This is a genomic window from Sphingomonas hominis (assembly GCF_013328205.1).
In the GTDB taxonomy this organism is placed as follows: Bacteria; Pseudomonadota; Alphaproteobacteria; order Sphingomonadales; family Sphingomonadaceae; genus Sphingomonas; species Sphingomonas hominis.
In genome coordinates this window covers 202587-221485 of sequence record NZ_JABULH010000003.1, presented here as the reverse complement: position 1 = coordinate 221485, position 18899 = coordinate 202587, and the positions used below count along the sequence as shown (strand labels likewise).

Annotated in this window: 15 protein-coding genes; 8 read left to right on the top strand and 7 right to left on the bottom strand. The window is 69.1% G+C overall.

The annotated features are described in order from the left end of the window. Positions 1–85: 85 nt before the first annotated feature. Positions 86–538: a hypothetical protein gene (locus tag HRV97_RS09435; RefSeq protein WP_174194012.1), complete on the top strand. Its 453-nt coding sequence runs from the start codon at positions 86–88 to the stop codon at positions 536–538. Here the strand turns inward: HRV97_RS09435 and HRV97_RS09430 are convergent. Continuing rightward, positions 523–1395 carry an HpcH/HpaI aldolase/citrate lyase family protein gene (locus HRV97_RS09430; RefSeq protein WP_174194011.1) on the bottom strand — a complete coding sequence of 291 codons (873 nt, stop codon included), beginning with the start codon at positions 1393–1395 and terminating at the stop codon, positions 523–525. The two genes, HRV97_RS09435 and HRV97_RS09430, sit on opposite strands and share 16 nt — an antisense overlap. A gap of 32 nt (positions 1396–1427) precedes the next feature. After that, on the bottom strand, positions 1428–1895 hold the full coding sequence (locus HRV97_RS09425; RefSeq protein WP_174194010.1) for a YaiI/YqxD family protein: 468 nt from the start codon (positions 1893–1895) through the stop codon (positions 1428–1430). A 109-nt stretch (positions 1896–2004) separates the two neighbouring features. Between HRV97_RS09425 and HRV97_RS09420 the strand changes: the two genes are divergently transcribed. From HRV97_RS09420 to HRV97_RS09410, 3 genes are all read left to right on the top strand, one after another. Continuing rightward, positions 2005–4167: a transglycosylase domain-containing protein gene (locus tag HRV97_RS09420; protein ID WP_174194009.1), complete on the top strand. Its 2163-nt coding sequence runs from the start codon at positions 2005–2007 to the stop codon at positions 4165–4167. Positions 4168–4652: 485 nt separating this feature from the next. Continuing rightward, positions 4653–5714, top strand: a complete 1062-nt coding sequence (locus HRV97_RS09415; RefSeq protein ID WP_174194008.1) for a sodium:calcium antiporter — start codon at positions 4653–4655, stop codon at positions 5712–5714. Between the two features lie 53 nt (positions 5715–5767). Then, complete coding sequence (locus HRV97_RS09410; RefSeq protein WP_174194007.1) at positions 5768–6769, top strand: threonine aldolase family protein; 1002 nt, start codon at positions 5768–5770, stop codon at positions 6767–6769. A gap of 40 nt (positions 6770–6809) precedes the next feature. On the opposite strand, the gene HRV97_RS09405 is transcribed toward HRV97_RS09410, so the two are convergent. After that, positions 6810–7250, bottom strand: a complete 441-nt coding sequence (locus tag HRV97_RS09405) for a glycine zipper 2TM domain-containing protein (protein ID WP_174194006.1) — start codon at positions 7248–7250, stop codon at positions 6810–6812. A 205-nt stretch (positions 7251–7455) separates the two neighbouring features. On the opposite strand from HRV97_RS09405, the gene HRV97_RS09400 reads away from it, so the two are divergent. The 3 genes from HRV97_RS09400 (at position 7456) to HRV97_RS09390 (ending at position 9253) form a co-directional block, all read left to right on the top strand. Next, positions 7456–7782 (top strand): hypothetical protein, encoded by a 327-nt coding sequence (locus HRV97_RS09400; protein ID WP_174194005.1) that lies wholly within the window; start codon positions 7456–7458, stop codon positions 7780–7782. Then, positions 7671–8267 carry a hypothetical protein gene (locus HRV97_RS09395; RefSeq protein WP_174194004.1) on the top strand — a complete coding sequence of 199 codons (597 nt, stop codon included), beginning with the start codon at positions 7671–7673 and terminating at the stop codon, positions 8265–8267. Before HRV97_RS09400 ends, HRV97_RS09395 begins: the two co-directional genes overlap by 112 nt. Before the next feature lie 62 nt (positions 8268–8329). Beyond that, entirely contained in the window at positions 8330–9253 is a 924-nt protein-coding gene (locus HRV97_RS09390; RefSeq protein ID WP_174194003.1) for a DMT family transporter, read from the top strand. 314 nt (positions 9254–9567) lie between these two features. Here the strand turns inward: HRV97_RS09390 and HRV97_RS09385 are convergent, their stop codons facing one another. Both HRV97_RS09385 and HRV97_RS09380 read right to left on the bottom strand, forming a co-directional pair. Beyond that, positions 9568–10368 carry a Rossmann-fold NAD(P)-binding domain-containing protein gene (locus tag HRV97_RS09385; protein ID WP_174194002.1) on the bottom strand — a complete coding sequence of 267 codons (801 nt, stop codon included), beginning with the start codon at positions 10366–10368 and terminating at the stop codon, positions 9568–9570. After that, entirely contained in the window at positions 10368–12008 is a 1641-nt protein-coding gene (locus tag HRV97_RS09380) for a M28 family peptidase (protein ID WP_174194001.1), read from the bottom strand. Before HRV97_RS09380 ends, HRV97_RS09385 begins: the two co-directional genes overlap by 1 nt. A gap of 77 nt (positions 12009–12085) precedes the next feature. On the opposite strand from HRV97_RS09380, the gene pepN reads away from it, so the two are divergent. Continuing rightward, positions 12086–14704 (top strand): aminopeptidase N, encoded by a 2619-nt coding sequence (gene pepN, locus HRV97_RS09375; protein ID WP_174194000.1) that lies wholly within the window; start codon positions 12086–12088, stop codon positions 14702–14704. Between the two features lie 993 nt (positions 14705–15697). Here pepN and ppc read toward each other — a convergent pair. Both ppc and HRV97_RS17785 read right to left on the bottom strand, forming a co-directional pair. After that, entirely contained in the window at positions 15698–18367 is a 2670-nt protein-coding gene (ppc, locus tag HRV97_RS09370; protein WP_174193999.1) for a phosphoenolpyruvate carboxylase, read from the bottom strand. 67 nt (positions 18368–18434) lie between these two features. Further along, the gene (locus HRV97_RS17785) at positions 18435–18887 is read right to left on the bottom strand and encodes an EF-hand domain-containing protein (RefSeq protein ID WP_174193998.1); all 453 of its coding nucleotides are present in this window, start codon (positions 18885–18887) and stop codon (positions 18435–18437) included. Positions 18888–18899: the final 12 nt, after the last annotated feature.

Here is an 18899-nt window from a genome sequence, read left to right as displayed (position 1 = left end):
TGATCGGAATGCGCCGCCCCATAGCCCGACGCGCGCGCGAGCGCTACCCGGAACGCTTGCACACGGACCCGTGTTTGGAACGATCATGAAGCAAAGTGCGCCGCTCGCCCTCGCCATCGCCCTGTCGCTCGCCGCCTGCAACGGCGCGCCGCCGTCGACCACAGCCAACAGCATGACCAGCGCGGGCGCGACCGAGCCCGCCGCGGACAACATCGCCGCGCCGGTCGCGACACCGACGCCGACCTCGTCCACCGCCGCCGCTGCTCGCGCTTACGCCGGACGCTGGATCGGAGTCGAGGGCACCTATCTGAACGTCACGCCGACCGGCCCAAAGACCGCGTCACTCGAAATGCAATACGATCTCGACCACAAGGGCACCTATCCCGCGAGCGTGGTGCCCGAGGGCCTGCGCTTCACCCGTAATGGCGAGACGCTGCTGCTGCGCCCGAGCGATGGCGACGCCACCGGGCTCAAGTGGCTCGCGGGCAAGCGGAACTGCCTGACGGTCAAGTCGGGCGAGGGTTACTGCCGCGCCTGAACCGCCGCCGCGATCGCGATGGTGCGCCGCGCTTCCTCCAGATGGAGCCGCTCGACCATCTTGCCCTCAACGCGGATCGCACCGCGCGCGGCATGCTCGGGCACGTCGAACGCCGTGACGATCGTCTCGGCCCAGGCGACTTCCTCGGCCGTGGGCGTGAACACGCGATTGGCCGGCGCGATCTGCGCCGGGTGGATCAGCGTCTTGCCGTCGAACCCCCATTCGAGCCCCTGCGCGCACTCCGCCTCGATCGCGGCCTCGTCATCCAGTACGTTGATGACGCCGTCGAGCGCGACCAGCCCCGCCATCCGCGCGGCGACCACTACTTGGCTGAGGATCGGCAGCAACGGCGCACGCGTCGCGCCGGGTCGGCAGCGCAGTTCCTTGGCAAGGTCGTTGGTGCCGACCACCAGCGCCGCCAGCCCCACCTCACCCGCGGCATCGACGATATCGGTCAGGTTGACGACGCCGCGCGCGGTCTCGACCATCGCCCACAGCGGGATGCCGTTGCCCAGCGCGCGCCGCGCCGCGCGCAGCGTGTCCACGTCCGAGACCTTGGGCAGCAGCAATGCGTCGGGCCCCGCCGCCGCCAGCGCGGCGAGATCGTCCGCGCCCCATTCGGTGTCGAGCGCATTGGCGCGCACCACCAGCTCGCGGTGTCCGAACCCGCCGCCCTGCACCGCCGCGACCGCCGCGTCCCGCGCGCTCGCCTTCTGCTCGGGCGCGACCGCGTCCTCCAGGTCAAGGATCACCACGTCGCACGCCAGGCTGCGCGCCTTCTCCAACGCACGCGCGTTCGACGCCGGCAAATAGAGCGCGCTGCGGCGCGGGCGGATCGTCGGGTCAGGTGCGGACATCACCGCCGTGTAGCGCGAAAGGCGCGCCCGCCTCAACGCGCCGCGCGCGCGAGCTTCACCAGCAGCGCGTCGAGCGCACCCAGGAAGCGCGAGCGATCCGCCGCCGCGAACGGCGCCGGCCCGCCCATCTGGTCGCCGCCCGCGCGAAGATCGGCCATGATCGCGCGCGTTGCGATCGCGCCGCCGATCGACGCACTGGTGAACGGCTTGCCTGTCGGGGCAAGCACGCTCGCACCCTTCTTCAAACAGCGGTCGGCGAGCAGGATGTCGCTCGTCACCACCACGCTCAGCCGGTCGGCGGCCTCGGCGATCCAATCGTCGGCGGCGTCGAACCCGTCGCCCACCACCACGCGGCGCACCTGCGGATGCTGCGGCACGCGCAGCCACTGGTTGCTGACCACCACCACGCCCGCGCCGGTGCGATAGGCGACGCGGTAGATCTCCTCCTTCACCGGGCACGCATCGGCATCGACCAGAATCGGTATCGCGTTCGCGCTCATCGCCGCGCCCGTTGGCTTGCTTTCGCTGTTATCCACTTCACGCTATCACGTCCCACTCGCGCCGCTGCTTGCGGCCACTGTCATATCGCTGTAAGTCACCGCACAAGACATGGACCCATACGACTCAGGCCGCGTCCGGTACAATCACACACCGGCCGCCGCGCCCCGCGATCCCTGGCGCCCCGCCCCGCCCCCTGCGCAACCGCTGCCGTCGTTCGACGCGTGGCAGGACGAGGAGTCGCAGGGCTTCGGCCGGGCGGGCGGCGAGGGCGGCGGTGACGAGCCGCCACGCCGCCGCCGTCGCATCGCCTGGGGCAAATGGCTGGTGCGCGGCACCGCGGCCGGCATCGTGCTGTTCATCCTGGCGGTGATCTGGCTCGCGGTCACCGCACCCTTGTCGCAGTCGCTCAAGCCGCCCACTCCGCCGTCGATCACGCTGACCGACGCGAGCGGCCAGCCGATCGCGCGGCGTGGCGCGATCATCGGCCCGGCCGTAGACGCCTCCACGCTGCCGCCGCACGTGCGCGAAGCGTTCGTCGCGATCGAGGACCGGCGCTTCTTCTCGCATTGGGGGATCGACCCGCGCGGGATCGCGCGCGCGGCGTGGCACAACATGCGCGGTGGCGGCGTGCGCGAGGGCGGCTCGACGATTACGCAGCAGCTCGCGAAGAACGCCTTCCTCGATTCCGACCGCACGGCCGCGCGCAAGATCCGCGAGGTCGCGATCGCCTTCTGGCTCGAGGCGTGGCTGTCGAAGAACGAGATTCTGTCGCGCTACCTGTCGAACGTCTATTTCGGCGACAACGTCTACGGCCTGACCGCCGCCTCGCAGCATTATTTCGGGCGCCGCCCGCAGAACCTGAACGTCGGGCAGGCAGCGATGCTCGCCGGCCTCGTCAAGGCGCCGTCCCGCCTCGCTCCGACCGGCAACCTCGCCGGCGCACGCAAGCGGCAGGCGGTGGTGATCGGCGCGATGGAGGATGCGGGCTTCCTCACCCACCGCGAGGCACAAGCCGTGCAGCCGCAGCGCGTGCTCGCCAAATCGGCGCAGGCCGTGCCGACCGGCACCTATTTCGCCGACTGGGTGCTGCCGAGCGCGCGCGACCAGGCCGGCGAGATCCGTGACGAGACCAAGGTCAAGACGACGCTCGACCGCAAGCTGCAATCAACTGCCGAGCGCGTGATCCGCCAGGCGGGGTTGAAGAAGGCGCAGGCCGCGCTGGTCGCGATGCGCCCGAACGGCGAGGTCGTCGCGATGGTCGGCGGCAAGAGCTATTCCGAATCGCCGTTCAACCGCGCAACGCAGGCCAAGCGCCAGCCGGGTTCGACCTTCAAGCTGTTTGTCTATCTGGCGGCAATCCGCGCCGGCATGACGCCCGCCTCCACGGTCGAGGACGAGCCGGTCGAGATCGCCGGGTGGAAGCCCAAGAACGACGACGGCCGCTATCTCGGCGAAATCACGCTCGCGCGCGCCTTCGCGCGCTCGTCCAACGTCGCCGCGGCGCGCCTCACGCAGCAGGTCGGCGTTCGCCAGGTCATCAAGGCCGCGCGCGACCTCGGCATCTCCACCCCGATTGCGAACGAGGCAACCATTGGCCTCGGCACCTCGGAGGTGTCACTGCTGGAGTTGACCGCGGCTTATGCCGGGATCGCCGACGGGCGTTACCCGGTCGAGCCGCACGGGCTGCGCGAGACCGCGGGCAACAAGGGCTGGTTTGAACAGCTCACCGGCGGGCAGAAGAAGATGCCCGAGGACCAGCGCGCGGCGATGCTATCGCTCTTGTCCTCCTCGATCCGCGGCACCGGGCGACAGGCGGCGCTGTCGGTGCCGGGCTACGGCAAGACCGGCACCTCGCAATCGGGGCGCGACGCGTGGTTCATCGGCTTTGCGGGCGATCTGGTGGTCGGCGTGTGGGTCGGCAACGACGACAATTCACCCAACCCCGGCCTCCACGGCGGCGGCATCCCCGCGCAGATCTGGCGCAACTTCATGCAGTCAGCGCTCAACATCCAGCCGGTCGTGAAGCCCGTCGTGGTCGAGGAAAACGCGATCGATCCCGAGGCCGCGATCGGCAACGGCGATCCGGTCGGCGACCTGATCGGCGGCGCGGTCGACCAGACCGCCGACCGCCTGCGCGACCTCGGCGTCGACATCCGCCAGTCGCCCGACGGCTCGCTGATCGTCGGCCCACGTGACCGCGGCCCGCCCGCCTCACCGCCACGCGAGGACCGCCGCGCCCCCGACGAGGACGAGGACGGCGGCGAGGAATAGGGACGTGGGGGCGGGTCTCGTCGGACTGGCCTGGGAGTAGGTCCAGCGACAGCAACGCACCCCGTTCCGAGCCGTCATCACCGCCGTTCGCCATACTACACCCCGTCACCCCGGACTTGATCCGGGGTCTCGCTGCCCTCGGGGCCTCCGATCGGAGCGCGGCACGAACGCGAAGGCGCCTGGCTCCCGTTGCACAGCATCATGTGCTGATTACCGCCCCAAGAAGCGGGACCCCGGCTCAAGGCCGGGGTGACGAGAGTAAAGCGTGGGCGCGTGCGTCGGACCTACCCGCCCCTCCGTCATCCCGCGCTTGACCCAGGCTCCCGCTATTCTCTGCGATCAAGGGCGCACCACCGGAACTCGCGGCCACCCTCCACTCCGACGTTGCTCAACCAGCCCGCACCCGCACCCGCCACGAACCCGAAGCCGACCGCCGCACGTTACCTCCCCTTCACCGCGCAAACGCGGCCGTTGAAGGATCACCGATGTTCGCGCAGCTCTCGCTTCCCCTCCTGCTGCTGATCTTCGCCGGATCGGCCGGCATCATCTGGGTCGCGGGCGTCAAGCTCGCGGACACGACCGACGTGCTCGCGTCGCGGCTCCACCTCGGCAAGGCGCTTGGCGGGATCGTCGTGCTCGCGGTCGCGACCAACCTGCCCGAGATCGCGATCACCGTCAGCGCGGCGGCCAGCGGCAATATTGGCGTCGCGGTCGGCAACATCCTGGGCGGGATCGCGATCCAGACCGTCGTGCTCGTCTTCATGGACATGGCGATGAAGGAGCGTGTCGCGCTCACCTACCGCGCCGCCAGTCTCAGCCTGGTGGTCGAGGCGGTGCTGGTCGTCGCCGTGCTGATCGTCGCGATCATGGCGACGCAATTGCCCGGCGACCTGATCGCGTTCCGCCTGACCCCTGGCGCACTCGCCATCGCAGCCTTGTGGCTGGTCGGCATCTGGCTGTCGAGCCGCGCCAGCCGCGGTCTGCCGTGGCACGACAGCGCCGGCGACGCGCCCGACACGCAGGAGGAACCCAAGGGCCACTCGCAAGGCAAGAAGGACGCCGGTGCCGCGCACACCAACCGCGTCTTCTGGGTCTTCGGCGCGGCAGCGCTCGCCACGCTGGTCGCGGGCGTGCTGCTGGAGCGCAGCGGCGACGCGATCGCCGACCAGATCGGCCTGTCGGGCGTGCTGTTCGGCGCGACCGTGCTCGCCGCCGCCACCTCGCTGCCCGAATTGTCGACCGGCATCACCTCGGTCAGAATGAAGGACTACCAGCTCGCGATCAGCGACATTTTCGGCGGCAACGCCTTCCTTCCCGTCCTCTTCCTGCTCGCGGTGGTGGTCTCGGGTGAGGCGGTGCTGCCGCAAGCGCAGGCGAGCGACATCTACCTCGCCGGCCTCGGCATCCTCCTGACCTGCGTCTACGCCGCCGGGCTGATCTTTCGCCCGCGCCGGCTGTTCTGGCGCGTGGGCGCCGACTCGCTCGCGGTGCTCGTCCTCTACGCGCTGGGCGTCGCCGGCCTGTTCGCGATCGCGACGCACGGCTGACGGGTTCACGTCACCCGTTGACGAGCGAGCCCGCGCGACCCAAGGCACTGAACATGCGCTTCTTCTCCGACAATGCCGCCCCCGTCCATCCCGCCGTGATGCGAGCGCTCAGCGAGGTGGATACGCTCGACACCGCGTACGACGGCGACCGCTGGTCGAAGCAGCTCGACGGCCGCCTGTCGCACCTGTTCGAGACCGATGTCCGCGCCTTTTGGGTGCCGAGCGGCACCGCGGCCAATTGCCTCGCGCTCGCCGCGATCTGCCCACCGCACGGCTCGGTCGTCTGCCACCGCGACGCGCACATCCAGAACGACGAGTGCGGCGCACCCGAATTCTACACCCATGGAGCAAAGCTACTGCTCGCCGACGGCGACGGCGCCAAGGTGACACCCGAGACGCTGGAAGCGGTGCTCAACGTCCAGCGCTACGACATCCACCAACAGGTGCCGAGCGCGATCTCGATCACCAACCAAACCGAGTATGGCCGCGCCTACACCGCCGACGAGGTCGCCGCGATCGGCGCGGTGGCGCGCGCGCGGGGCTTGCACTTCCACATGGACGGTGCGCGCTTCGCCAACGCCGTCGTCGCGACCGGCGCGAGCCCGGCCGACCTGACGTGGCGCGGCGGGGTCGACGTGCTATCGTTCGGCTTCGTGAAGAATGGTGGGATGAACGCCGAGGCTTTGGTCTTCTTCCGCCCTGAACTCGCCGACGCGACCGTGTTCCGCCGCAAGCGCGCCGGGCTGCTCTTGTCGAAAGGGCGCTATCTCGCCGCGCAGATCCTGGCGATGCTAGACAACGACCTCTGGCTCGACTGCGCGCACGCGAGCAACGACGGCGCGCAACTGATCGCCGCGGCCGCGGGCGAGCGGCTGATCCACCCCGCCGACGGCAACGAGGTGTTCCTGCGCGTCACCGCCGACGAGGCCGCGTCGTTGCGCGCCAAAGGCTTCGACTTCTACGACTGGGGCCCGGGTGAGGCGCGGCTGGTCGTGTCATGGGACCAGCGCGCCGACGACATCCGCCCGCTCGCCGAGGCGATCGCCGCACTCTGACCGTCACCGAGAGGGCGATCGCTCGCCCTCCCCGCGATCATCAGCGGCGGCAGTAACCGACGTTGTTCGACCGCTCGACCGCATTGCCCGCCAGCGCACCCGCGCCCGCGCCCAGCACGGTGCCGAGCGTCCGGTCGCCGCGGCGATCGATCACGCGACCGAGCAACCCGCCCGCGATTGCCCCTACCACGGTCCCCGTGGTGCCGTTCTGGCAGCGGCGATCGGTGTAGCGGTAATCGCGCGCGTTGCGGTAATGGCGCGGGCGATCGGTCTCGTAATAAGCCGGGCCCTGGTTCCAGCCGTCGCGTTCGGCGCGCACATAGGCGCGGTCGTGGTCGCGGTAGCGATCATCGTTATACGCCCGGCTGTAGCCGCGGTCGTCGTAGCCGCGGCCATAACCCTGCGCCTGCGCCGCGACCGGCGCGAAGGACGTGACACCCATCGCCAGCGTTCCGGCGGCGATCGAAAGCGTCTTCAGCATCTGCCTGCTCCCATGTTCCACGCGGCGCGGCGGGGTTGCTGCGTCGGTAGGGAACTGAGTGCCCGATGCGCATTGATTAAACGCTGAACGCGCCCGTTATCCGCTGTTCAGCAGAACGCCGCAACGACGCCCGGCTGCCATCTGAGCCAGTTGCGCACCTACGGCCACTGCGCCACGATGACGTCACCTAAAGGGGACACGATCGATGCGGTGGTTCGGGCCGGGCGTGATGTGGGGCATGGCCGTGTCTCTGGCACTCGGCGGGTGCAGCAAGGTACCCGATGGCGAGCCCGGCGAGACGACGGCGAGCGCGAGCGGGGTCGCCTTCGCCTATCGCTACGACTTCCGCGTCCCCTCCGCGCGCATCGCCGACGCGCAGGAAGCGCAGGCGCAGGCGTGCGAGCAGCTCACGCCCGCGCGTTGTCGGATCACCGGCATGACCTATCGGCTCGACGGCTCGGGTCAGGTCAATGCGTCGCTCGACGTGGCGGTGTCGCCCCCGCCGCGCGCGCGTTCGGGCGACGCGGGGTAAAGGCGGTCGAGGCGGCGGGCGGCGCGCTGACCGGCGCGGAGATCACCGGCACCGACGCATCGCCCGCGACCAGCGCGGCGAACGCCAGCATCGCCGATGCCGAGAGCGACCGCATGGAGATCGGCAACGAGCTCGACCGGCCCGGCCTGTCCGCCACTGCGCGCACGACGCTGCGCGACCAACGCGCCGAGCAGCGTCGGATCGAGCGCGAGGCGCGCGCCGCCGCCGCGGCAGCACGCGAGAGCGTGTCCACCACGCCGATCAGTTTCACCTATGCCGCGGGCAGCGGCGTCGGGCTGCGCGCGCGATTGGCCGAGGCGGCGCAGGCCGGCTATGCGTCACTCACCTGGACGCTTGCCTCGCTCCTGACGCTGCTCGCCTATCTGGGGCCGCCGCTCGCGGTGCTGCTGCTGGTTGGCTGGCTATGGCGTCGCTTCGGCCGGCGTTGGTGGGCGCGCGCCTTCCCCGCCGAAGTAGCCAAGTAGCAGGCCCGCCGCGGCCATCCCGCGGGTAGCGGCGCGCGCGCGATATGGTAAGCGCCGCACCCATGTCCACCGCCCCTGCACCGCAGTCGACGCGCGCCAGCGTGCTGATCCCGTTCACGGTCGTGCTGCTGATCTGGGGATCGACCTGGATCGTGATCCGCGACCAGCTCGCGGGCGCGGTGGTGCCGCCGAGCTGGTCGGTCGCGTATCGCTTCGCGGTCGCCGGCCTCGCGCTCGCCGCCTTGGCAAAGGCGCGCGGCGAGCGGCTGGCGTTCGACGCCGCCGGCTGGCGTTTCGCCGCGGTGCTCGGGCTGGCGCAGTTCGTGTGCAACTTCAACTTCGTCTACCGCGCCGAGCAGCACATCACCTCCGGCCTCGTCTCGGTCGTGTTCGCGCTGCTGCTGGTGCCCAATGCGGTGTTCGCGCGCGTGTTCCTGGGGCAGCGGATGGGGCGGCAATTGCTGCTCGGATCAGCGGTGGCAATGGCGGGCGTGGCGCTGTTGTTCGTCCAGGAAGCGCGCAGCGACCCTAACGGACCGGGCGAGGCGCTGATCGGCATCGGCCTTACCATCTGCGCGATCCTGTCCGCCTCGGTCGCCAACGTCATGCAGGCGACCAAGACCGCGGCGCGCTATCCGATGATCCCGATGCTCGCGGTGGCGATGCTGCTGGGTGCCGCGATGGACGCCGCCTTCGCGCTCGCAACCGTCGGCGCGCCGGTATTCGATCCCCGGCCAAGCTACATCGCGGGCGTACTCTACTTAGGTCTAGCGGCGTCGGCGCTAGCCTTCACCTTATACTTCCGCATCATCCGCACGATCGGTCCGGCGAAGGCGGCGTACAACAGCGTCATCGTGCCAGTCATTGCGATGCTGCTGTCGACCGTGTTCGAGGGTTACCGCTGGTCGCTGCTGGCGGCCGCAGGTGGTGTGCTGGCAGGTATCGGCCTCGTCATCGCGCTGACCGCGCGCAGGCCGAACCGGTAAGGCGGCCGCGTGCCAGGATCATCGCCGGTGGCTGTGCTCGACCATAGGCGATACTGGCCGGAACCGCTTTCCCGCGCGTAGGCCCGCGGAGTAATTGGAACGGTGCCGCTGGGTTCGCGGGCTGTTACCGCGTGCGGAGCTCGACCGAGAGACAATAGTGCTGACGTCCGGCCCGTCTTCGCACCGCCCATAGCACGGTTGCGTCAGAGGAACCCTGCCGATTGCCGGTACGCAAGGCGCCGACGTCGAACTCGTCTCAGCGCCAACCGCATTCAGGCCAACGCGACGGTCAGGATAACGCGGTTAATCCACAGCTACGGCTTGTCGCGCTCAACGACCGCTGGCGCCCGGCCCGTCATCGCATTCACCGCGCGCAGGCCGGCGCGATAGTCCGGGTAGCGCGGTCGCCAGCCGAGCACACGCTTCGCCTTGCCGTTCGCGACGCGGCGGTTTTCGGCGTAGAAGCCACGCGCCATCGGCGACAGCGTGTCGAGCGAGACGAGCGGCGGCGGCGCGACGCCCAGCAGCGCCGCGGCATAATCGACCACCGCGTCCTGCGAGCACGGCTCGTCGTCGGACAGGTTGTACGCTCCCGCCGGCGCGTCGAACGCCGCCACTACGCCCGACGCGATGTCGTCGACGTGGACGCGGCTGAACACCTGGTTCTCGATGCCAGTACGGTGCGCCTCGCCGTTCGCCACGCGATCGAGCGGGGAGCGGCCAGGGCCGTAGATGCCGGGCAGGCGGAACACATGGGCACCGCGCGCCAGCCACGCGGCATCGGCCGCATTGCGCCGCGCCCGCCGTCCACGATCCGCCGGTGCCGTCTCGTCCACCCACGCCCCGCCCGCGTCGCCGTACACCCCGGTCGAGGACAAATAGCCGACCCATTTGCCGCCGAGCAGGTCGCCGTAATCGCGCAGCACCGGATCGCCCTCGGCATCGGGTGGGATCGACACCAGCACGCGATCGCTCGCCGCCACACCGGCGCGCACCGCACCCGCGTCGTCGTAGCGAATCGTGCCCGCGCGCCCGTCACGTGTCGTGCCCAGCGCAATACCCCCCGCCGCCGCGACGATCGCGCGCGCGGCATAGCCGAGCCCGAAGACGAACATCAGTTCGCCATCGGCCCCTTGAACGCGGTGCCGAAATAATCGCCCTTGTTCCACACCGGCTTGGTGGGCGCATCGGCGATCTCGCGCGCGACGCGGTAGTTGATGTCGACGAAGCGCACCGCCTGGTCCCACAGGATCCCCGCATCCACCTCGTCGCCGGGCTGGTGGTAGCGGTTCTTCATGAAATCCTCGAACGCCGCGCGCGCGCCGTCGCCCTTCAGCCCCGGCCACAGGAACACCGACGGCACGCCCGCTTCCACAAAGCGGAAATGGTCCGATCGCGTGAAGATCGTCTGCTCCGGGATCGGATCGGGCGACATCGTCACGCCGCCGCTGTTCGCCGCGCGCGCGATCACCGGCCCCAGCGTCGAGCGGTCGCCGCCGAACGCCACCATGTCGGCGAAGCGATAGGTCAGCACCGGCATGTCGAGGTTCACGTCGGCGACGATATTCTCCAGACCCCCGGGCCGGTGCCGCACGAAATAGTCGCTGCCGACCAAGCCCTTCTCCTCGGCGGTCACCGCCAGGAAGACGACCGTCCGCTTGCCCGCGCCAGCGCGCTGGAAGCGCCGCGCTTCCTCGATCAGGCTAGCAATCCCGATCGCGTCGTCGAGCGCGCCGTTGTTGATCCGGTCACCCTTGGCGTTCGGCTTCGCGCTGACGCCGATATGGTCGAGGTGCGCCGACAGCACCACGACCTCGCCCGACCGCGCCGGATCGGTGCCGGGCAGCACGCCGACCACGTTGGACGAGGCGACGGGCGTGAACCGGGTCGCGCTGCGGATGCGCAGCGTCGTCGCGAGCGCGGCGGGCGGAAACGCTTGGCGACCGTTCACGAGGCCACGCGCCTGATCCCAGGTCGTGGCTGCGCCGGCGAACAGCTTGCGCGCGCCGGCATCGGTGAAGGTGGCGAGCAGCGGCACGCCCGGCGCGAAAGCGGTGCCCTCGGGCGTTGCCCAGCCGAACTGCACCCCGCCCGCGCGCACCGGCCGCGCCTTCGCGCCGCTCGCGGTCAGCAGCACCGCGCCGACCGCCCCGTGCGCGGCGGCGGCCTGCAACTTGGTGCGCATGCTCGCGAAATAAGCGTGCTCCTCGCTCTGCATGTCGGCGGGTGCGCCGCCGACCAGCGCGACGATCGCGCCGCGCACGTCGACCTTCGCGTAATCGTCGTGGCCGCGCGTCGGCGCCGACACGCCCTGGCCGACGAACACCACCCGCGCTGCCACGTCGGTGCGCGCCGCTTGCGGGTTCGCCGCCGCGGTGAAGTCCACGCCCGGCGCCAGCGCCGCGTCGCCGATCGAGGCGCTCGCAGCACCCTCGACCTGATATTTCATCAATGGCACGCGTTGCAGGAACGCGCCGTCCGCGCCGGGCTTGAGCCCCGCCGCCTCGAACTGCCGCGCGACATACTGCGCCGCGGTGTCGAACCCCGCGCTTCCCGCCTCGCGCCCTTGCAACGCGTCGTCCGCGAGATACGCGACGTGTGCGCGGATCGCCGCCTCCTCGCCGCTCACGGCAGCCGACGGCGGCGATGAAACCGGAGCACTCGCCGGCGTACCCTGCGGCGGCGCCGCCCCCATCACCAGCGCCATCGCCGCAACCGCCGGTAAACGCTTCGCAAACGTACGATCGATCGTCATCACTTCTGCGTAGCAGCGCGCCGGCCGCGCGCAAGGTTTCGATGGAACCTTGCACGCTGCCGATGATAGGAACCGACATGCTCGACGCCCTCAACACCGCCGCCCCCGCCACCTCCACCATCGCTACCCCGACGATCTTTCGCCGCGAGGATTACACCGCGCCGGCGTGGACGGTGCCCGAGACCGCGCTCGACTTCGCACTCGATCCCGCCGCCACCCGCGTCCGCGCGCGGCTGTCGGTCGAGCGATCGGGCGCACACGACCTCCCGTTGGTACTCGACGGCGCAGGGCAAAAGCTGCTGTCGGTCACGGTTGACGGCATCGCGGTCAACGACTGGCGGATCGAGGGCGAGCAACTGATCCTCCCCCTCCCCGGCGACGCGCATTTGGTCGAAACCGAAGTCGAGATCGCACCCGAGCGCAACACGCAGCTGATGGGGCTCTACGCCTCGGGCGGCAATCTGTGCACGCAGTGCGAGGCGGAAGGGTTCCGCCGCATCACCTACTTCCCCGATCGCCCCGACGTGCTGTCGACCTACACGGTCAGGATGAGCGCGGACAAGGCGCGCTTCCCCGTCCTGCTCGCCAATGGCGATCCGGTAGCACAAGGCGACAATGACGACGGCACGCACTGGGCCGAGTGGCACGATCCCTACCCCAAGCCGTCCTACCTGTTCGCGCTGGTCGCGGGCGACCTCGCGGTCAACCGGGGCAGTTTCACCACACGCTCGGGCCGCACGGTCGAGCTCGGCATCTGGGTGCGCGAGGCAGACCTGGCGAAGACCCACCACGCGCTCCACGCGCTCAAACTGTCGATGGCGTGGGACGAGCGCGTCTACGGCCGCGAATACGACCTCGACGTGTTCAACATCGTCGCGGTGGACGATTTCAACTTCGGCGCGATGGAGAACAAGGGGCTGAACATCTTCAACAGCCGCTACATCCTCGCCGACCCCGACACCGCGACCGACTACGATTACGACGCGATCGCCGCGGTCGTCGCGCACGAATATTTCCACAATTGGTCGGGCAACCGCATCACCTGCCGCGACTGGTTCCAGCTTTCCTTGAAAGAAGGCTTCACCGTCTACCGCGACCAGGGCTTCTCCGCCGATCAGGGTTCGGCCGCGGTGAAGCGGATTGAGGACGTGCGCGGCCTGCGCGCCGGGCAGTTCCCCGAGGACGCGAGCGCATTGGCGCATCCGGTCCGCCCGGAAAGCTATCTCGAAATCTCCAACTTCTACACCGCCACCATCTACAACAAGGGTGCGGAGCTGATCCGCATGATGGCGACGATGCTGGGCGAGCAGCGTTTCCGCGCCGCGACGGACCTGTATTTCGACCGCTACGACGGCACCGCCGCAACGTGCGAGGATTTCGTCACCTGCATGGAAGAAGCAGGCGAGATCGACCTGTCGCAGTTCCGGCTGTGGTACTCGCAGGCCGGCACCCCGCGCGTGTCGGTATCGTTGGAGCACGAACCCGGCTCGGGCCGCGCGACGCTCAACCTCGCGCAGAAGGTGCCCGACACGCCGGGCCAGTCGAGCAAGCAGCCGCAGGTGCTCCCGCTCAAGATTCGCCTGTTCGGTGCCGAGACGGGCGAGGCGCTCACCGACGAGCAGCTCGTCATCCTGTCGGACGCGAGCGCCAGCGTGACGTTCGAGACGATCGCCGAGCGTCCGATCGTGTCGCTCAACCGCGGCTTCTCCGCCCCCGTCGTGATCGAGAGCGACCGCACCGCCGCCGACCTCGCCTTTCTCGCGCGCCACGACGACGATCCGTTCGCGCGCTACGAGGCGATGCAGCAGTTGATGCTCGACACGCTCGTTGCCGCCACGATCGAAGGAGCCGCCGATCACGCCGCGGTGATCGCCGCAGTAGCCGACACGCTCGACAACCCCGAACTCGACCCCGCCTTCGTCGCGGAGGCCGTGTTACTGCCGTCAGAAAGCTTCATCGGCGACCAGCTCTCGACCGTCGACCCGGACGCGATCCACGCCGCGCGCGAGGCGCTGCGCCGCGATCTCGGCCGCGACCTGGAGGCGCGCTGGCGCACCGCCTATGAGGCGGGCAGCGGTCGCGCCTATGCCTATACGCCCGAGGACAAGGGGCGCCGGCGGCTGCGCAACGTCGCGCTTGGCTACATCGTCGCCTCGGGCGCGGACGACGCGGCCGGGCTCGCCTACGCGCAGTTCGCGGCGGCCGACAACATGACCGACCGCCAAGGCGCGCTCACCACGCTCGTCGCCGGCCACTCGGCGGAACGTGACCGCGCGCTCGGCGAATTCTTTCAGCGTTACGCCGGCAACTCGCTGGTGCTCGACAAATGGTTTCAGACACAGGCGCTGTCCCCCGCCGACGACACCCCCGCGCTGGTCACCAGCCTCGCCGAGCACCCCGCCTTCTCGCTCGCCAACCCCAACCGCGCGCGCTCGCTGATCGGCGCGTTCGGCGTCAACCAGCGCGCCTTCCACGCGGCAGGCGGCGCCGGCTACCGTTGGCTCGCCGACCAATTGATCGCACTCGACGTGCTCAACCCGCAAACCGCGGCCAAGCTCCTCCCCCCGCTCGGCCGCTGGCGCCGCTTCGACCCGACCCGCGCCGCCCTGATGCGCGCCGAACTGCAGCGCATCGTCGCGCATCCGGGCCTGTCGAAGGACCTGTTCGAGCAGGCATCCAAGAGCCTGGAGGGCTGAGGCCGCGCGCGGGGGCTGTCCTACACGTCCCCGCGCATGGCACGACGGCGACGTTCTTTGACATCACCAACACAGACGCGCGCGCCCGCACATGCGTACGGGTGTGACGTTCGTGACCTTCCGCGGAGCTGTTTCAGACCGATGCGACCGTTTCGATCCATCGTCATCCCGGACTTGATCCGGGATCCCGCTGCTTCTTCGCACCCCGTCCGAGAAGCGGGACCCCGGATCAAGTCCGGGGTGACGAGACCAAGAGCGTCAGGCTGGTCGGAAAAGCCGTGGGGCAGCGTGCTGCTGTTTCGAATGTCCGCTATCGCCTAATTCTGGACATACGAAATATCGGGCAGCCTTTACTCATGATCGCCACAATCCTGCTTCTTACTGCCGGCGCCTCTCTTCCAAGCTGCGATTTGGCCAGCATCAGCAGCGCTCGTTCGTTGCATCAAGCGCTTGGCCGTCGAGCCGCAAGAATCATAGCGACGGCATCGGTGAGAAACCCCAAAAGAGACGCCCTGCTAGAAAGTCTCATTGATCAGTCCGCCAACTTTTCGCTCGGCGGTGGCGACGTGGGACGCCCCTCGGAAACGGCGTGGCTGGTGCACGACGGTTGGCCGAAACCATGAACGCTGACCAGTTCCGTTTTTTAGTTTGGGATTACATGGACAGGTCTACGGATGCCTGCGGCAAGCACACGATAAAAGTGGACTTCATCAGCACCACCGACCGGCAAGTCTCGCAAGTAGACCTTACGTTTCAGCAGGCACGTCTGATCGCTGCGGAGGGTTGGCAGCGTTCATTCGAATCTGGGGCACTTCCTCGTCCGCAACCGACCGGGAACGTCCGCTAACCATCAAAAGCGGACATTATCCAAGCGCCGGACGCAGTTCGCCACGAAGCGTGTTGGCCTCACCTTAGCGTAACCTTCCGCCACCAACGCCCAGACCCCGCCGCGACGCCGCGCGTTGGTGTGACCTTAGCGTGACCTTTCGCGCTTTACCCCGAATTGCGCAGCGCGGTTGCGATCGCATTGATCGACAGCAGGATGCCCTCACGCACCCGCGCGTCGTCTTCGCCGGCGCGGTTGCGCTTGATCAGCTCGATCTGGAGCAGGTTGAGCGGCTCGATATAGGGCAGCCGCAGTCGGATCGACGCGTCGAGTGCGGGGTGCTTTTCCAGCAACCGCGTCTGCGCTGTCACCTCGAGCAACTGGTCGCGGGTCAAATGCCAGTCGTCGCGGATGCGCCCGAACACACGGTCGCGCAGACCCGCGTCCCCGACCAGGGCGGCGTAGCGCTGGGCGATCCCCATGTCGGACTTCGCCAGCACCATCTCCATGTTGGCGAGCGTCGCGCCGAACAGCGGCCACGCCTCCGCCATCTCCTTCAGCAACGCGCGATCGTCGAACCCGGCGAGCGCCTGGCCCACCCCGTACCAGCCCGGCAGCATGACGCGCGCCTGCGCCCAACTGAACACCCAGGGGATCGCGCGCAAATCCTCGATCGCGTCCGACTGCTTGCGGCTCGCCGGGCGGCTGCCGATCTTGAGCCCTGCAATCTCGGCGATCGGCGTCATCTGGCGGAAGAAGGTGCGGAAACCGTCGGTTTCGTACACCAGCCCGCGATAGGCGCGGAACGCCGCGTCGGAGATGCGGTCCATCGCCGCCCCGAACGCCTCGTTCTCGCTGTTAGACAGCGGCGCGGGTTCGAGGCTGGTGAGGAGCGTCGCCGACGCCATCGCCTCCAGGTTCGTCATCGCACTCTCGCGCGTGCCGTATTTGCCCGCGATCACCTCACCCTGCTCGGTGATGCGGATGCGTCCCTGCACGGTGCCGGGCGGCTGCGCGCGGATCGCGGCAAAGCTCGAACCGCCGCCGCGCCCGACCGCGCCGCCGCGGCCGTGAAACAACTGCATCCCCACACCCGCCGCCTCGAACACGGGCTTGAGCGCAGTCGACGCCTTCGACAATTGCCATGTCGAGGTGAGATACCCGCCGTCCTTGTTGCTGTCGGAATAGCCGATCATCACTTCCTGATGACCGCGGCTCGACGCAATCGCAGCAACCTCGGGAATCGCGAACCAAGCCGTCATCACCCCCGGAGCGGCTTCCAAATCCTCGATCGTCTCGAACAGCGGCACCGCCATCACGTCGGCCTGCGCCGGCTCACCCGGCCGATAGAGCCCCACTTCCTTGAGCAGCAGATGCACCTCGAGCAGGTCGCTGACCGACTTGCACATCGACACGATATACTGGCGGATGCACGCCGGGCCATAGGCGCGGTGCGCGTCGGCCGCCGCCTGGACGATCGCCAGTTCGCCCGCGGTCTCGTCCGAATATTCGGCGAAGCGCGACGTGAGCGGGCGCGGGCTGGCGAGTTCGCGCTTGAGCAGATCAACGCGCGCTGCCTCATCCAGCACGGCGTAGTCGTCGCAGACACCCGCGACGCGCAGCATCTCCGCGACCACCCGCTCGTGCACCGCGCTGTTCTGCCTCAGGTCGAGCGTCGCGAGATGGAAACCGAACACGTCGACCGCGCGGATCAGCCGCCCGATCGCGCCACCGCTGCCGAGCAGCCCGTCGCCTCCCTGCGCCAGCGGCTTGGCGATCGCGACCAGATCGGCGCGTAGGCTGGCGGGATCGGGGTAAGGCTCGCCTTTCAACGCGCCCGGCCGCGGTGCGGGCTTGCCGACCAGCTTGGCAAAGGTCGCCGCGGTGCGCGCGTAGATGCCCGACAGCGCGCGGCGATACGGCTCGTCGCTGCGGCTCTCCGCCGCGTCACCGCTCGCCTCCGCCAGCGCCACCACCGCCTCGTCGACCGCGGCATGGTTGGTCGAAATCGACAGCTCCTGCCCCATCGCGTGGAGCTGATCGAGGTAGAAGCCCAGCACCGCCTCCGACGCACGGGCGAGCGCGGTACGCAGGCTATCGGCGGTGACGAACGGATTGCCGTCGCGGTCGCCGCCGATCCAGCTTCCCGGGCGCAGGAACGACGGCACGCGCTGCCCGAGCGCCCGATCCCAGCGCTGATAGAGCGCCGGGATGACGGGGAGGAACACGTCGCGCAGGTAGCTGAGCGCGGTCTCGACCTCGTCGACGACGTACAACCGTTCGCGCCGGAGCACGCGGGTCTGCCACAGCAGCGCGACCTGTCGGACGATCGCCTCGTCGACCAGATCGCCCTCCGGCGTCGCCTCGACCCCGCGGTCGCGCATCGCCATCAGTTGCGCGATGCGGTTGCGGTGGTCGATCATGCTCTTGCGCCGCACCTCGGTTGGGTGCGCGGTCAGCACCGGCGCGACGAGTGCATGGTCGAGCAGCGCGATCACCGCGTCGCGGTCGATCCCCTCGCCCGCCAACCGCTCGAGCGCGGCCGCGATATCCGCCCCCTTCTCCGCCGCGAACCCCTGCCGGTCCTCGGCAAGATTGGCCAGCATCGAGAACAGCATGAAGCCGCGCACGAAGTCGAGCGTCTCGTCGAGGTCGAGCGTGCCCAGCTCGGCGTCGGGTGAGCCCTCGCCACCACGATGCCGCTCGACCGAGGCGGAGCGGATCGCCTCGGTACGCTCGTACAATTTGTCACCGCCATAGGCACGAATGACGTCGCCCAGAACGCGGCCGAGATAGCGGACGTCGGGATTGTTGGTGATCGAGGGCAGATCGTTCATCGCTACATGCTGCGTCGCACCACCGACGCGGTCAACAGGCGATCCGTGCCGATGCGCAGTTGCCGGGTCAGCGCGCGGCCGCTGCGCTGCCGTTCGCCGGCTCGTCGTCGGGCGTCGGCAGGTCGGTGTCGTGCAACTCGCGCGCGCGCTCGCGTTCGAAGCTGGTCACCGTGCCGTCGTGGTTCAGGTCCTGGCGATCGAAGCGCACCAACATGCCGCGGCTCCACTCCTCGACGCTGACAGCGCCGTCCTTGTTGGTGTCGAACCCCATCACCAGCGCGCGGCGGCGCGGCGAGATCTCGCTCGGCTCGAGCTTGTCGTTGTTGTTCGCGTCGAGCCGGCGGAAGCGCCGCTCGATCACGCCGCCATAGTCGAGCCGCGACATGACGAACGGCGGCGTGTAGTTCGCGAGCTCGGCGTTCTCCATCGCCTTCTCGTCCGCCGACTTGCCCGAACAGGCGATCAGCGTGAGCGCGCACCCACCAACCAGCAACAACCGCATCATGTACCCTTTGATCACGTCAGCCTGCAC